Source organism: Sphingomonas sp. Ell38C01, from assembly GCF_055231975.1.
Genome location: NZ_JBUYVA010000001.1, coordinates 2,588,450 through 2,601,292 on the forward strand (window position 1 = coordinate 2,588,450; position 12,843 = coordinate 2,601,292).

Annotated in this window: 13 protein-coding genes; 12 read left to right on the forward strand and 1 reads right to left on the reverse strand. The window is 68.2% G+C overall.

The annotated features are described in order from the left end of the window. The first annotated feature begins 66 nt into the window (after positions 1-66). The 10 genes from ACV7NO_RS12240 (at position 67) to uvrC (ending at position 9,301) form a co-directional block, all read left to right on the forward strand. The gene (locus ACV7NO_RS12240; protein WP_463406267.1) at positions 67-3,198 is read left to right on the forward strand and encodes an intermembrane phospholipid transport YdbH family protein; all 3,132 of its coding nucleotides are present in this window, start codon (positions 67-69) and stop codon (positions 3,196-3,198) included. 47 nt (positions 3,199-3,245) lie between these two features. After that, positions 3,246-3,419, forward strand: coding sequence for a YnbE family lipoprotein (locus ACV7NO_RS12245; RefSeq protein ID WP_463406268.1), 174 nt, complete (start codon positions 3,246-3,248; stop codon positions 3,417-3,419). 33 nt (positions 3,420-3,452) lie between these two features. Then, complete coding sequence (locus ACV7NO_RS12250; RefSeq protein ID WP_463407335.1) at positions 3,453-3,815, forward strand: YdbL family probable chaperone protein; 363 nt, start codon at positions 3,453-3,455, stop codon at positions 3,813-3,815. 256 nt (positions 3,816-4,071) lie between these two features. Further along, complete coding sequence (locus ACV7NO_RS12255; RefSeq protein WP_463406269.1) at positions 4,072-4,386, forward strand: AtpZ/AtpI family protein; 315 nt, start codon at positions 4,072-4,074, stop codon at positions 4,384-4,386. A 69-nt stretch (positions 4,387-4,455) separates the two neighbouring features. Continuing rightward, entirely contained in the window at positions 4,456-5,238 is a 783-nt protein-coding gene (locus tag ACV7NO_RS12260) for a F0F1 ATP synthase subunit A (protein ID WP_463406270.1), read from the forward strand. A gap of 44 nt (positions 5,239-5,282) precedes the next feature. Beyond that, positions 5,283-5,510: a F0F1 ATP synthase subunit C gene (locus ACV7NO_RS12265; RefSeq protein WP_055984318.1), complete on the forward strand. Its 228-nt coding sequence runs from the start codon at positions 5,283-5,285 to the stop codon at positions 5,508-5,510. An 80-nt stretch (positions 5,511-5,590) separates the two neighbouring features. Continuing rightward, positions 5,591-6,085, forward strand: coding sequence for a F0F1 ATP synthase subunit B family protein (locus tag ACV7NO_RS12270; protein ID WP_463406271.1), 495 nt, complete (start codon positions 5,591-5,593; stop codon positions 6,083-6,085). Further along, the gene (locus ACV7NO_RS12275) at positions 6,078-6,728 is read left to right on the forward strand and encodes a F0F1 ATP synthase subunit B family protein (protein ID WP_463406272.1); all 651 of its coding nucleotides are present in this window, start codon (positions 6,078-6,080) and stop codon (positions 6,726-6,728) included. Before ACV7NO_RS12270 ends, ACV7NO_RS12275 begins: the two co-directional genes overlap by 8 nt. A 208-nt stretch (positions 6,729-6,936) precedes the next feature. Then, positions 6,937-7,257, forward strand: coding sequence for a DMT family transporter (locus ACV7NO_RS12280; protein ID WP_463406273.1), 321 nt, complete (start codon positions 6,937-6,939; stop codon positions 7,255-7,257). A 121-nt stretch (positions 7,258-7,378) separates the two neighbouring features. Further along, complete coding sequence (gene uvrC, locus ACV7NO_RS12285) at positions 7,379-9,301, forward strand: excinuclease ABC subunit UvrC (RefSeq protein WP_463406274.1); 1,923 nt, start codon at positions 7,379-7,381, stop codon at positions 9,299-9,301. A gap of 77 nt (positions 9,302-9,378) precedes the next feature. Here the strand turns inward: uvrC and ACV7NO_RS12290 are convergent, their stop codons facing one another. Beyond that, complete coding sequence (locus tag ACV7NO_RS12290; RefSeq protein ID WP_463406275.1) at positions 9,379-9,906, reverse strand: EF-hand domain-containing protein; 528 nt, start codon at positions 9,904-9,906, stop codon at positions 9,379-9,381. 249 nt (positions 9,907-10,155) lie between these two features. On the opposite strand from ACV7NO_RS12290, the gene purB reads away from it, so the two are divergent. Both purB and ACV7NO_RS12300 read left to right on the forward strand, forming a co-directional pair. Continuing rightward, entirely contained in the window at positions 10,156-11,472 is a 1,317-nt protein-coding gene (gene purB, locus ACV7NO_RS12295) for an adenylosuccinate lyase (RefSeq protein ID WP_463406276.1), read from the forward strand. A 247-nt stretch (positions 11,473-11,719) separates the two neighbouring features. Beyond that, on the forward strand, positions 11,720-12,814 hold the full coding sequence (locus tag ACV7NO_RS12300; RefSeq protein WP_463407336.1) for a glycoside hydrolase family 43 protein: 1,095 nt from the start codon (positions 11,720-11,722) through the stop codon (positions 12,812-12,814). The last annotated feature ends 29 nt before the right edge of the window (positions 12,815-12,843 follow it).

The following is a 12,843-nucleotide window of genomic DNA, read 5'->3' on the forward strand; positions in this document are numbered from 1 at the left end:
ACGCTAACCGCATCGCCGGGCGTTGCGCAATTGCCACGATGCGGTCGCCGCGGTTAGGACGGCGCGGTGAGCGCGGCGCCAGACACCGACGGGGCAGCCCCCTCCTCCCGCCGCCGCAGCGCGCGGCGGCGCGTCGCGATCGCGTTCGGCGGGCTCGGCGCGGCGGCGCTCGTCGGCACCTGGCTGGCCCGCGTCCCGATCGCGACCGGGTTCATCGATCGCGAACTGGCCGCGAGGGGCGTCGCCGCGCGCTACACCGTCGCGGACCTGGGCTTCGGCCGGCAGCGGCTGACGAACGTCGTGCTGGGCGACCCGAAGGACCCCGATGTGGTCGCGGACTGGGTCGAGACGCAGACCGATCTCGGCCTGTCGGGCGCCTCGCTCGCAGGGGTCCGTGCCGGTCATGTCCGCCTGCGCGCGCGACTGATCGACGGGCGCGTATCGCTGGGCGCGATCGACCGGCTGCTCCCGCCGCCCTCGGGCAAGCCCTTCGCGCTCCCCGCGCTGTTCGCGTCGGTCGCGGATGCGCGGATCCGGCTCGAGACCCCGGCCGGCATCGTCGGCATCAAGCTGGCCGGCAACGGCAAGCTCGACGGCGGCTTTCGCGGCCGCCTCGCCGCGGTCGCGCCGACACTCGCGGCAGGCGGCTGCACGCTGTCGGGCACCACCGCGACGCTGCGAATCGCGATCGACGCGAAGCGCCCCACGCTCGCCGGACCGCTTCACGTCAACACTGCCCGGTGCGGCGGGACGACGCTCGCGGACGCCACCGCGACGATCGACGCGACGCTCGGGGAAGCGCTCGACCGGTGGCGCGGCTCCGCCCGCCTCGGCATCTCGCGCGCGCGCACCGCCGCGGCCAGCGCACGCGCGCTCGCCGGCACGCTGACCTTCGCTGGATCGACCGGCGACACGCGGGGTAGCGTCAATCTCAGCGCCAGCGAAGCCCGCGCCGCGCAGGGCCATGCCGACCGCGTCGCGATCGCCGGCGACTACCGGATCGGCAAGCAGACCGCCTTCGCCGGCCATGTCCGCGCGACCGGCGCGACCACTCCCACGCTCGCAGCCTATGCCGCCCGACTGCGCGACACCGGCGTCGGCACCCCGATCGCCCCGCTCGCAGCCCGCGCCACCACGGCGCTGGCCACCGCCGCTCGCCGGTTCGGTTTCGATGCCGACCTCGCGTGGCAGGCCGGAACGCTCACGATCCCGCGCGCGACGCTGGCCTCGACCAGCGGCGCCAGGGCGGCACTCGCTGGCGGCACCGGCCTGACGCTCGCCGACGATGGCCTCCGCCTCGATACGACCGCCACGCTCGGAGGCGGCGGTCTCCCGAGCGCGCGCGTCACGCTGACCCAACCCCGCTCCGGCGCGCCGCTCAGCGGCACCGCGATCGTGGACCCCTACGCAGCAAACGGTGCGCGCCTTGCGCTGACCCCCGTCCGCTTCACGATCGGCGATGGCGCGACGACCCGGATCGTGACGACCGCGACACTTTCCGGCCCTCTCGGCGACGGCCGCGTCGACGCCCTGTCGCTCCCGATCGACGCCCGGCTCGCACGCGGCGGTGCCCTCACGATCAACCCGGCCTGCGCCCCGCTGGCGTTCGACCGCCTCGCGATCTCGGGGCTCGACCTGCGCGACACCCGTCTCGCCCTCTGCCCGGTCGACGGCGCACTCGTCCGGCTCGCGAACGGCACGATCGCCGGCGGCACGCGCATCGCCGCGCCCCGGATGGCGGGGACGCTTGGCGGCAGCCCGGTCACGCTCGCCGCCACCGGTGCGACGCTGAGGCTGGGCGCGCGCGGCTTCACGATCGAGGGCCTCGCCGTCCGTCTGGGCCCCGAAGACCGCCAGACCCGCCTCGATGTCACGACCCTCGCCGGGCGGCTCGACGCTGCCGGCATGACGGGAACCTTCGCGAACGCCGCCGGCCGGATCGGCGCGGTGCCTCTCCTCCTCGCAGACGCGACCGGCACATGGGGCTTCGTCGATGGCCGGCTGGCGCTCACCGGCACGCTCGGCGTGTCCGACGCGCAGACCGATGCCCCGCGCTTCCGTTCGCTCGCCGCGCGCGACGTCGCGCTCACGCTCGAGAACGGCCAGATCGCCGCGACCGGCACGCTGGTCGAGCCCAAAAGCACCCGCAAGGTCGCCGACATCGCGATCGCGCACCGCCTGTCGACGGGCACCGGCTCGGCCGACCTCGTCGTCCCCGGCATCACCTTCGACGACACGCTCCAACCCGATGCGCTCACCCCCGTCACCTTCGGCGTGATCGCCGACGTGAAGGGCGAGGTCCACGGCCGCGGCCGGATCGACTGGACGCCGCGGGGCGTCACCAGCACCGGCCGGTTCGCGACGGCGGGCACCGATCTCGCCGCAGCGTTCGGCCCGGTCACCGGCATCGCGGGCGAGATCGCGTTCACCGATCTCCTTGCGCTGGAAAGCGCGCCCGCGCAGGTCGCGACGATCCGTACGCTCAACCCGGGCATCCCGGTCAGCGACGGCCGCATCGTCTACCAGACCTATGCCGGCGCCCGCGTCCTGGTGAACGGCGGACGCTGGCCGTTCGCGGGCGGCGCGCTGACGCTCGACCCGACGCTGCTCGACTTCTCTTCCCCCAAGGTCCGCCGCATGACCTTCCGCGTCGAGGGCATGGACGCCGGCAAGTTCCTGCAACAGTTCGATTTCGACAATCTCACCGCCACCGGCACCTTCGATGGCGTCCTCCCGATGCTGTTCGACGAGAGCGGCGGGCGGATCGAGGGCGGCACGCTCACCGTCCGGGACGGCGGCGGCACGCTCGCCTATGTCGGCGACCTGACGCAAAAAGACCTCGGCATCTGGGGCAATCTCGCATTCCAGGCGCTCAAGTCTCTGCGCTATCGCAGCCTCGGCATCGAGATGAACGGGCCGCTCGCGGGCGAGATGGTGACGGGCGTCCGCTTCGCCGGGATCAACCAGGGCGCGGGCGCGAAATCCAACTTCCTGGTCCGCCGGCTCCAGCGGCTGCCCTTCGTGTTCAACGTCACGATCCGTGCGCCCTTCCGCGGGCTCCTCGATTCGGCGCGCTCCTTCTACGACCCGACGCTGCTCATCCAGCGCAACCTCCAGCCGCTGCTGCGCGAGCAACAGCGGCGCGCGGGCCAGCCCGCCCCTCCCGTTCAGCCTCCCGCAAGCGAGACCGTGCCATGACCGTAACAGGATTGACGAAGAGGACAGCAGCCACGACCTTGGCGCGGATGAGATGGACGACGGCGATCGTGCTGGCGGGGACGCTCGCGGGATGCATCAACATCACCGCGCCCGACAAGCCGATCCAGATCAACCTGAACATCAACGTCACGCAGGAAGTGGTCTATCGCCTCGACGGCGACGCCAAGTCGCTGATCCAGCAGAATCCGGGGATTTTCTAAGCCATGAAGACCGCCAAGACGACCAGGGTCGTGATGATGATCGCCGGAGCCGCGCTGATCGGGAGCCTGTCCGCCGCCGGCTATGCGCAGCGCGATCCCGCCTACGCCGCCGCGCGCTCCTCGGGGCAGGTCGGCGAGCAGCCGGATGGCTATCTCGGCATCGTCGGCGCGGGCTCCGCGGACCTGCGCGCGCTGGTCAGCAACATCAACATCCAGCGCAAGTCCGCTTACACGCAAAAGGCGCAGGCCAGCGGCGCGACCGTCGAGCAGATGGCGTTCACCAGCGGCTGCAACCTGATCGCGCAGACCGCTGCGGGAGAGAAGTACAAAGGCCCCGACGGCGTCTGGAAGACCCGGACCGCCGGCACGCCGGACCGCGATCCGCGCTGCGTTTAGTGTCTGGGCGCCAGATATTGACCCGTTTGCACTGAGCTTGTCGAAGTGCTGCCTTTCTTGAAGCCTAGCATGAAGAAGTACGGTGCTTCCAAAAGCTCAGCACGAACGGCGGGGGGCTGTGTGCAAGCTAGCGAACTGCCCGCCCGTCACGACGGTTGACACCCCCCACCCCTGTTCCTAAACGGCCGGTGCCTTGGCGGGCTCGCCACTTGGCAATCGTTGCGCTTGCCCGCCTTACGGCTGGGAGAGCGCGAAGATGGCCGGAAACGAGCCTGGACCAGACACCCTCGGCGAGGATGCACGCCTGACGTCGCTTGATGCGCGACTGAAAGCCGCACACAGCGACGAGGCGAACCGCACGGGAGCGGGCAAGGCGGGAACCGACGACGGCTATCGTCTCGGCAACCGCGTTCTTGCCGAACTCATCGGCGGCATGGTGGGCGGCGCGCTGATCGGCTGGGTCATCGACCGATTCGCCGGCACGTCCCCCTGGGCCCTGCTCGTGATGCTGTTCCTCGGGATCATCGTCGCGTTCAGGAACATCATACGGATTTCTCAACGCCCGAAGTGATTCGGGCGTTTGTCAAAATGGCGTGTTTCGAAGACCTTCGAACACGGTCTTTCCAGGGGTTGATGAACAGTGGCGGCAGGCGGCGGCAAGATCGATCCGATGCACCAGTTCGAGGTGCAGACGATCTGGGACGGCTTCACCATCGGTGGGCATCAGATCGCCTTCACCAATTCGGCGGCGTGGATGGTGGTGACCGTCGTCGCGCTGATCGCGTTCATGGCGATGGGCACCAAGGGGAAGCTGATCCCCAATCGCGGCCAGATGATGGTCGAGAGCATGGTCCGCTTCATCGACAACATGCTCAGCGCGAATGTGGGGCCGGAGGGCAAGCGCTACGTCCCCTACGTCTTCTCGCTGTTCATGTTCATCCTGTTCGCCAACATCCTGGGCCTGCTGCCGCTCGGCATCTTCGGCGTCCATCCGTTCACCTTCACCAGCCACTTCACGATCACCGGCGTGCTCGCGATCATGTCGTTCTCGATCGTGCTGGTCGTCGGCTTCTGGCGTCACGGCTTCCACTTCTTCTCGCTGTTCGTGCCGCATGGTACGCCGCTGTGGCTGATGTGGCTGATCCCGGTGATCGAGCTGGTATCGTTCATGGTCCGCCCCTTCTCGCTCGGCCTGCGACTGTTTGTCGCGATGACCGCGGGGCACGTCTTGCTCAAGGTGCTTGCCGGGTTCGTCATCAACGCCGGCCACGCCGGCGCGCTGACCGGCGTACTCGTCGGCGGCCCCAGCTTCATCCTGATGATCGGCATCTCCGCGCTCGAGCTGCTGGTGGCCGGGATCCAGGCCTATGTCTTCGCGCTGTTGACCTCGCTGTACATCAACGACGCGGTCAATTTGCACTAAGTTTTCTCAACATTTCCAACGATTTGAACTAGGGAGTTACGATAATGGACGCAGAAGCAGCAAAGCTCGTCGGCGCCGGCCTGGCAGCGATCGGCGCGGGCATGGCCGCGATCGGCGTGGGTAACGTGTTCGGCTCGTTCCTCGAAGGCGCGCTCCGCAATCCGGGCGCCGCGGACGGCCAGCAGGGCCGCCTGTTCATCGGCTTCGCCGCCGCCGAGCTTCTGGGCCTGCTGGCCTTCGTCGTCGCGATGATCCTGATCTTCGTCGCGTAACCACGACACCCCTTGCCCGCCCGCCCCGGTTCCGTTCCTGTAACGGTCTGGGGCGGGCGGCGCGAGGTTCGGGGACAAAGATGCCTCAGATTTCCCAGCTCGCCGCGACGTACGCATCCCAGATCTTCTGGCTGCTGCTGACGTTCGGCATCGTCTTCCTCGTCGTCGGCCGGGGCATGATGCCCAAGGTGCAGAAGACGATAGACTCGCGCGATCAGTCGATCGCCGCCGATCTCGCCGCGGCCAGCCGCGCGCGCGACGCGGCGGACACGGCCGAGGAGGCCTGGCGCCTCCGCGACCAGACCAACCGCGAGAACGCGCAGGCGCTCGTCGCAGAAGCGCGCGCGCGTGCGACCAAGGCGTCCGAGGCGACGCTCGCCGCCGCCAATGCCGAGCAGTCGGCGAAGATCGCCGCGGGCGAGGCCGCGATCCGCGAGGCGACCACCCGCGCGCTCGGCGAGATCGAGACGGTCGCCGCCGAAGCGACGCAGGAGATCGTCGCACGCGTCTCCGGCACCCAGGTTTCGACCGAAGACGCAAGGAGCGCCGTCCAGGCGGCGATGGCGCATGGCTGATCTCTCTATCCTGACCGCGGTCGCTCCCGGCTCCGCCGACGTGGCGCACAACCTCGCCAACGCCGACAAGCTCGAGGGCGTCCCGCATGAGGGCGGTCACGCGCTGACCACCGCCGCGGGCGGCGTCGGCGAGACCAACCATGCCGATCCCGCGCTGTTCGGCGTGCTTAACGGCACCGTCTGGGTGTCGATCGCGATGATCGTGTTCCTCGCGATCGTCATCTGGAAGGGCGGCGTGAAGGCGATCGTCGGCGGTCTCGATCGCCAGATCGCAGGCATCCGCCGTCAGCTCGACGAGGCGAAGGCGCTCCGTGCCGAAGCCGAAGCGCTGCGCGACGAATATGCCCGCAAGATCGCGGACGCCGAGAAGAGCGCCGCCGACATGGCCACGCACGCGCAGGCCGAGGCCGAGGCGATCGTCGCGCAGGCGCATGTCGACGCCGCCGAACTCGTCGAGCGTCGCGGCAAGATGGCCGAGGACAAGATCGCCGCCGCCGAGCGCGCCGCGATCGCCGAGGTCCGCGCCAGGACCGCACAGGCCGCCGCCGCCGCCGCCGCGACGTTGATCGGCCAGCGCCACGGCGCCGACGCCGACCGCGCCCTGATCGACCGCACGATCGCGGGGCTTGGCCGCCCGAACTGAGATCGAAGCGTTTCAGGAACGGCCGCGATCGCTGAAAGGCGACCGCGGCCGCTTTCGTTTCTGCCCGGTATTCCCCTTCGTACCCCGGCGAAGGCCGGGGCCCAGCCCCCCAACAAGAACATGCGCGACAGCGCATTCGGCGCAACGCGCCGAGCCTCGATCCCTGCCGTCGGGTGGATACGACACCGAACCAAAGAGAGCACACCCAATGCCCTGGCTGATCCTCGCCGCCGCCGTCCTGACCGAGATCTGCTGGGCGCTCAGCCTCAAATGGGCGACCACGATCGGCACATGGCAGGCGTCCGCGGTTCCGATCGTCCTCAGCTTCGCGACGATGGGCATGCTCGCGCTCGCGATGCGCGGGCTTCCCGCCGGCACCGCTTATGCGATTTGGAGCGGGCTCGGCGCGGTGGGCGTGATCGTCGGCGGCGTCATTTTGTTCGGCGAGCGCGTACCGCCTGCGCAGGGCGCCTTCATGGCGCTGACCATCATCGGCGTGATCGGCACGAAGGTCTTTGCCACCGCCTAAGGCCAAAAAGCCGGATGCCGTCGATGTTATCCGCTCGAAACGAACGGAAAAGCGGGCTTCCTGCCGACCCGATGTCATCCGGCCCTAGCCCCGAAATGCCCCCGCGCCTACATCGGCCCCGATGTCGTCGCCCAACACCCCCGACCGGTTCAACGAAGAGAAATCGACCTACACCGTCCGCGGCAGCGACGTGCCCGATCTGGAGGCAGGCGTCGCCGCGATCCGCAACGTCGTCCAGACGCTTCCGCTCAAGCCCGGCGTGTACCGGATGCACGACGCGAAGGGCGACGTCCTCTATGTCGGCAAGGCGCGCGCGCTCAAGAACCGCGTGAGCAACTACACCCAGGTCGAACGCCTCTCCCGCCGGCTCCAGCGGATGGTCGCGCAGACCCGCTCGATGACGATCGTCACGACCAACAACGAGGCGGAGGCGCTGCTGCTCGAGGCGCAGCTCATCAAGCGCTATCGCCCCGCCTACAATGTGCTGCTGCGCGACGACAAGAGCTTCCCCTTCATCCTGATCCGCGCCGATCACGCGTTCCCGCGCATCCAGAAGCATCGCGGCGCTAGGCGGGCCAAGGGCGACTATTACGGCCCCTTCGCCAGCGCGGGCAGCGTCAACAACACGCTCAACGCACTCCAGAAGCTGTTTCTGCTCCGCAGCTGCACCGATGGCTTCTTCAAGGCGCGCGACCGCCCGTGCCTGCTCTACCAGATCAAGCGCTGCTCCGCGCCCTGCGTCGACCGGATCGACGCCGCGGGCTATGCCGAGCTGGTCGACGATTCGAAGAAGTTCCTCGCCGGCAAGGCGACCGACGTCCAGGCCAAGCTCGGCGCGCAGATGGAGGCGGCGGCGGAGGCTATGGACTTCGAGCTGGCAGCGGTGATCCGCGACCGGCTGAAGGCGCTCACCTTCATCCAGGGCACGCAGTTCATCAATGCGGAAGGCGTCGGCGATGCGGATATCTTCGCGATGGCCAGCCATGAGGGCGTGATCGGCATCCAGGCCTTCTTCATCCGCGGCGGCCAGAACTGGGGCCATCGCAGCTTCTTCCCGCAGCACACCGCCGACGTGCCGGAGGATGAGGTCCTGTCGCAATTCCTAATGCAGTTCTACGAGGAGGTGCCGCCTGCGCGCACCGTCTTCGTCGATCGCGAGCTGCCCGAGGCCGCGCTGCTCGCCGAGGCGTTCGCGCAGCAGGCCGGCCGCAAGGTCGAGCTGTCGGTCCCGCAGCGCGGCACCCGTCGTCGCCTTCTCGACCAGGCGACGCGCAACGCGACCGAGGCGCTGGAACGCCGCCTCGCCGAATCGACGACGCAGGCGAAACTGTTGCGCGAAGTGGCCGACCTGTTTGACCTGCCCGAGCCCCCCGACCGGATCGAAGTCTACGACAACAGCCATATCCAGGGCACCAACGCACTCGGGGCGATGGTCGTCGCGGGGCCGGAGGGATTCCGCAAGGGCCAGTATCGCAAGTTCAATATCAAGGGCAACGAGGCCGCGACGAACGACGATTTCGGGATGATGCGCGAGGTGTTCCGCCGCCGCTTCGCGCGCCAGCTCGAGGAAGCGCCCGACCGCGACGACGAGACATGGCCCGATCTGGTCCTGATCGACGGCGGCCGCGGCCAGCTCAATGCCGCGAAGACGATCCTGGAAGATCTCGGGATCGAGGACGTCTGCCTCGTAGGCATCGCCAAGGGCCCCCACCATGGTCGGGACGGGCGAGAGGTATTCCACATGCTCGACGGCCGCGAGTTCCAGTTGCCCGTCAACGCGCCGGTGCTGTTCTACCTGCAGCGGCTTCGCGACGAGGTGCACCGTTTCGCGATCGGCGCTCACCGGGCGAAGCGTGCCAAGGCGATCGGCGCGAGCCCGCTCGACGACGTCCCCGGCATTGGCCCCGCGCGAAAGAAGGCGCTGCTGATGCACTTCGGCACCGGCCGCGCGGTGCGCAACGCCAGCCTGGAGGATCTCCAGAAGGCCCCCGGCGTCTCGGCAGCGGTCGCGCAGCAGGTGCACGACTTCTACCACACAAAATAGCGGCATTGCCCGAACACGAAAACGGCCGCGGGATCGCTCCCGCGGCCGTCTCGCTACCCGTTACGGGGTCGGCGTCGTTACGACGCCTTGGTGCCGGCGCTCAGGAAGGTCGTCAGTTCGTCCTTCGTCACCGACTTCGACTTGTCGGAATCGGCCTGAGCGAAGGCCGCGTTATTCCACTTCTTCGCGTCTGCCGCCTTGGTCGGCGCGGCCGGATCACTCGCCTTGAGCTTGTCCATCCACGAGGCGAACTCGGTCTTGTTCAGCGAGCCGCTCGAATCCTTGTCATAGGTCGGGAACTCGCTCTCCACGACCTGTGCGACCTGATCGCCGCCCGCGGTCGGCTGGCTCGCGGTCTGCGCGGGTGCAGCCGGATCCGCCGGGGTTGCCGGCTGCGTGGTCGTGGCCTGCGCGGTCGTCGCTGGTGCCGCCGAATCGGCCTGCGGCGTCGGATCGACAGTCGTATCCGTCGGTGCCGCAGTCGATGGCTCGACCGGGGTGGTCGAAGGCTGCGCTGGCGCTGTCTGCGGCGCCGTCTGAGCCTGCTGCGCAAGCAGCGGGGCAGAAACGGTCATTGCAGTCGCAAGAAGAACATATTTCAGCATGTTTTCTCTCCGTTGGTATCTCTGGTGTGAAGCGCGACATCAGGAACGCGATGCCGGCAAGAAACTTGACAGGCTTAACCCGTGACTGTCGATATAGGTTCCTGATCTTGGATTTGAAGGTTCGGCTCACCCCTGCTACCGCCCGGCTCGTCTTCGTTCGGACACGATTCGGCGACGAACCGTTTCGCCTGCGACGAAAATGTCGCCACAAAGCCCGCGACACCCTGTCGCCACCAAGGATGCCTCGCGATGATCCCTCGATATTCCCGCCCCGCCATGGCCGCGCTGTGGACCCCCGAGGCGCGCTTCCGCATCTGGTTCGAGATCGAGGCGCACGCGACGGATGCGCTGGCCGAACTGGGCGTCGTTCCGAAGGAGGCCGCCGCACGCATCTGGGAGGCGGATGCCGCGGCGGGCGATTTCGACGTCGCCCGCATCGACGCGATCGAGGCGGAGACGAAGCACGACGTCATCGCCTTCCTCACCCACGTCTCCGAACGCACCGGCCCGGAGGCGCGTTTCCTGCACCAGGGCATGACCTCGTCCGACGTGCTCGACACCGCGCTCGCGGTCCAGCTCGCGCGCGCCAGCGACATCCTGATCGCGGACATCGACGCGCTGCTCGCCGTCCTCAAGCGCCGCGCGCTCGAGCACAGGCTCACCCCCACGATCGGCCGCAGCCACGGCATTCACGCCGAACCCGTCACCTTCGGCCTCAAGCTCGCGCAGGCCTATGCCGAGTTCGATCGCAACCGCGCGCGCCTCGTCGCCGCGCGCGCGGACGTCGCCACCTGCGCGATCTCGGGGGCGGTCGGCACCTTCGCCAATATCGATCCCGCGGTCGAGGCGCATGTCGCCGCGAAGATGGGGCTCACCGTCGAGCCCGTCTCGACGCAGGTCATCCCGCGCGATCGCCACGCGATGTTCTTCGCCACGCTCGGCGTCATCGCCAGCTCGGTCGAGCGCCTCGCGACCGAGGTCCGCCATCTCCAGCGCACCGAAGTGCTCGAGGCGGAGGAGTATTTCGCCCCCGGCCAGAAGGGCTCGTCGGCGATGCCGCACAAGCGCAACCCGGTGCTGACCGAGAACCTGACCGGTCTCGCGCGCATGGTCCGCGGCTACGTCACCCCCGCGCTCGAGAACGTCGCACTGTGGCACGAGCGCGACATCTCGCACTCCTCGGTCGAGCGCTACATCGGCCCCGATGCGACGATCACGCTCGATTTCGCGCTCGCGCGGCTGACGGGCGTGATGGACAAGCTCGTCGTCTACCCGGCGCGGATGGAGAAGAACCTCAACAAGATGGGCGGCCTCGTCCATTCGCAGCGCGTCCTCCTCGCGCTCACGCAGGCCGGAGTCAGCCGCGAGGATTCCTACCGCCTCGTCCAGCGCAACGCGATGAAGGTCTGGGAGTCGGACGGCGAGCTGTCGCTGCTCGAGCTGCTCAAGGCCGATCCCGAGGTCACCGCCGCCTTGCCGGTCGCGGAAATCGAGGCGAAATTCGATCTCGACTATCACCTGAAACACGTCGACACGATCTTCGCACGGGTTTTCGGAGCGGACTGACCAGCCGCAACCGGCCGTCATCCCCAACCCCTGTCATCCCGGTGAAGGCCGGGATCCACGCCTCACCCTGCGCCTTCGCCCGACGATCGAAAGGCATCGCCTGCGGCACGATGGATCCCGGCCTGCGCCGGGATGACAGGCATGTCGACGACGGAAAGTCTTTGCACCTGTCGGCCCGTTCGTGTTAGCGCTACCGCACGCATTGGACGGCCTCATCAGAAGGCCCGCATACAGGAGCAGGACGATGATGGTATCCCGGCTTTCCACGGGCCTGCTGGCCGGTTGCGCACTGCTCCTCGGCGCCGCCCCGCTCCTCGCGCAGACCACGCCCAGAGCCGAGCCCCGTGCGCCCGACGGCCGCCGCTACCTCTCGCAGCCGCTGGTGACGGAGATCTACACCGCGGACCCGTCCGCGCACGTCTTCGGCGGCCGCATCTACGTCTATCCCAGCCACGACATCGACGGCCCGACGCCCGAGGACGATCTCGGCGCGCATTTCGAGATGCGCGACTATCGCATCCTCAGCATGGACAAGGTCGGTGCGAAGGTGACGGTCCACCCCGTCGCGCTCGACGTGAAGGACGTCCCCTGGGCGGACAAGCAGATGTGGGCGCCCGATGCCGCGTACAAGAACGGCACTTACTATCTGTACTTCCCCGCCAAGGACAAGGCAGGCGCGTTCCGGATCGGCGTCGCCACCTCGAAGTCGCCGGTCGGCCCGTTCAAGGCGCTGCCGCAGCCGATCAAGGGCAGCTTCTCGATCGACCCCGCCGTCTTCACCGACACCGATGGCAAGGCGTACATGTATTTCGGCGGCATCTGGGGCGGCCAGCTCCAGCGCAATACGACGGGCGTGTATGACCCCAATGGCTCGAAGACCGATCTGGGCGCCGACGACAAGCCCGCGCTGACCGCGAAGGTCGCGATGCTCACCCCGGGCATGACCGAGTTCGCGGAAAAGCCGCGCGACGTCGTCATCCTCGACAAGACGGGCAAGCCGTTGCTCGGCGGCGACCATGATCGCCGCTTCTTCGAGGCGTCGTGGATGCACAAGTACAAGGGGAAATACTATTTCTCCTATTCGACCGGCGACACGCATTTCCTGAACTACGCGACGGGCACCACGCCCTACGGCCCCTTCACCTATCAGGGCCACATCCTGTTGCCCGTGCAGGGCTGGACGTCGCACCACTCGATCGTCGAGCATCAGGGCCGCTGGTGGCTGTTCTACGCCGACAGCCAGCTGTCGAAGGGCAACACCCGCCTGCGCAACGTCAAGGTGACCGAATTGTTCTACAACCCAGACGGCACGATCAGGACGATCGATCCGTTCGTGAAGTAGCACCTCCTGCCCTTTGCTACCCCGGCGGA

Coding starts and splice junctions, on each gene's coding strand:
- ACV7NO_RS12275 (WP_463406272.1), top strand. CDS start 6,078: ATGGCTGATCTCTCTATCCTGACCGCGGTCGCTCCCGGCTCCGCCGAC.
- uvrC (WP_463406274.1), top strand. CDS start 7,379: ATGTCGTCGCCCAACACCCCCGACCGGTTCAACGAAGAGAAATCGACC.
- ACV7NO_RS12250 (WP_463407335.1), top strand. CDS start 3,453: ATGATGATCGCCGGAGCCGCGCTGATCGGGAGCCTGTCCGCCGCCGGC.
- ACV7NO_RS12300 (WP_463407336.1), top strand. CDS start 11,720: ATGGTATCCCGGCTTTCCACGGGCCTGCTGGCCGGTTGCGCACTGCTC.
- purB (WP_463406276.1), top strand. CDS start 10,156: ATGATCCCTCGATATTCCCGCCCCGCCATGGCCGCGCTGTGGACCCCC.
- ACV7NO_RS12280 (WP_463406273.1), top strand. CDS start 6,937: ATGCCCTGGCTGATCCTCGCCGCCGCCGTCCTGACCGAGATCTGCTGG.
- ACV7NO_RS12255 (WP_463406269.1), top strand. CDS start 4,072: ATGGCCGGAAACGAGCCTGGACCAGACACCCTCGGCGAGGATGCACGC.
- ACV7NO_RS12270 (WP_463406271.1), top strand. CDS start 5,591: ATGCCTCAGATTTCCCAGCTCGCCGCGACGTACGCATCCCAGATCTTC.
- ACV7NO_RS12245 (WP_463406268.1), top strand. CDS start 3,246: ATGAGATGGACGACGGCGATCGTGCTGGCGGGGACGCTCGCGGGATGC.
- ACV7NO_RS12265 (WP_055984318.1), top strand. CDS start 5,283: ATGGACGCAGAAGCAGCAAAGCTCGTCGGCGCCGGCCTGGCAGCGATC.
- ACV7NO_RS12290 (WP_463406275.1), bottom strand. CDS start 9,906: ATGCTGAAATATGTTCTTCTTGCGACTGCAATGACCGTTTCTGCCCCG.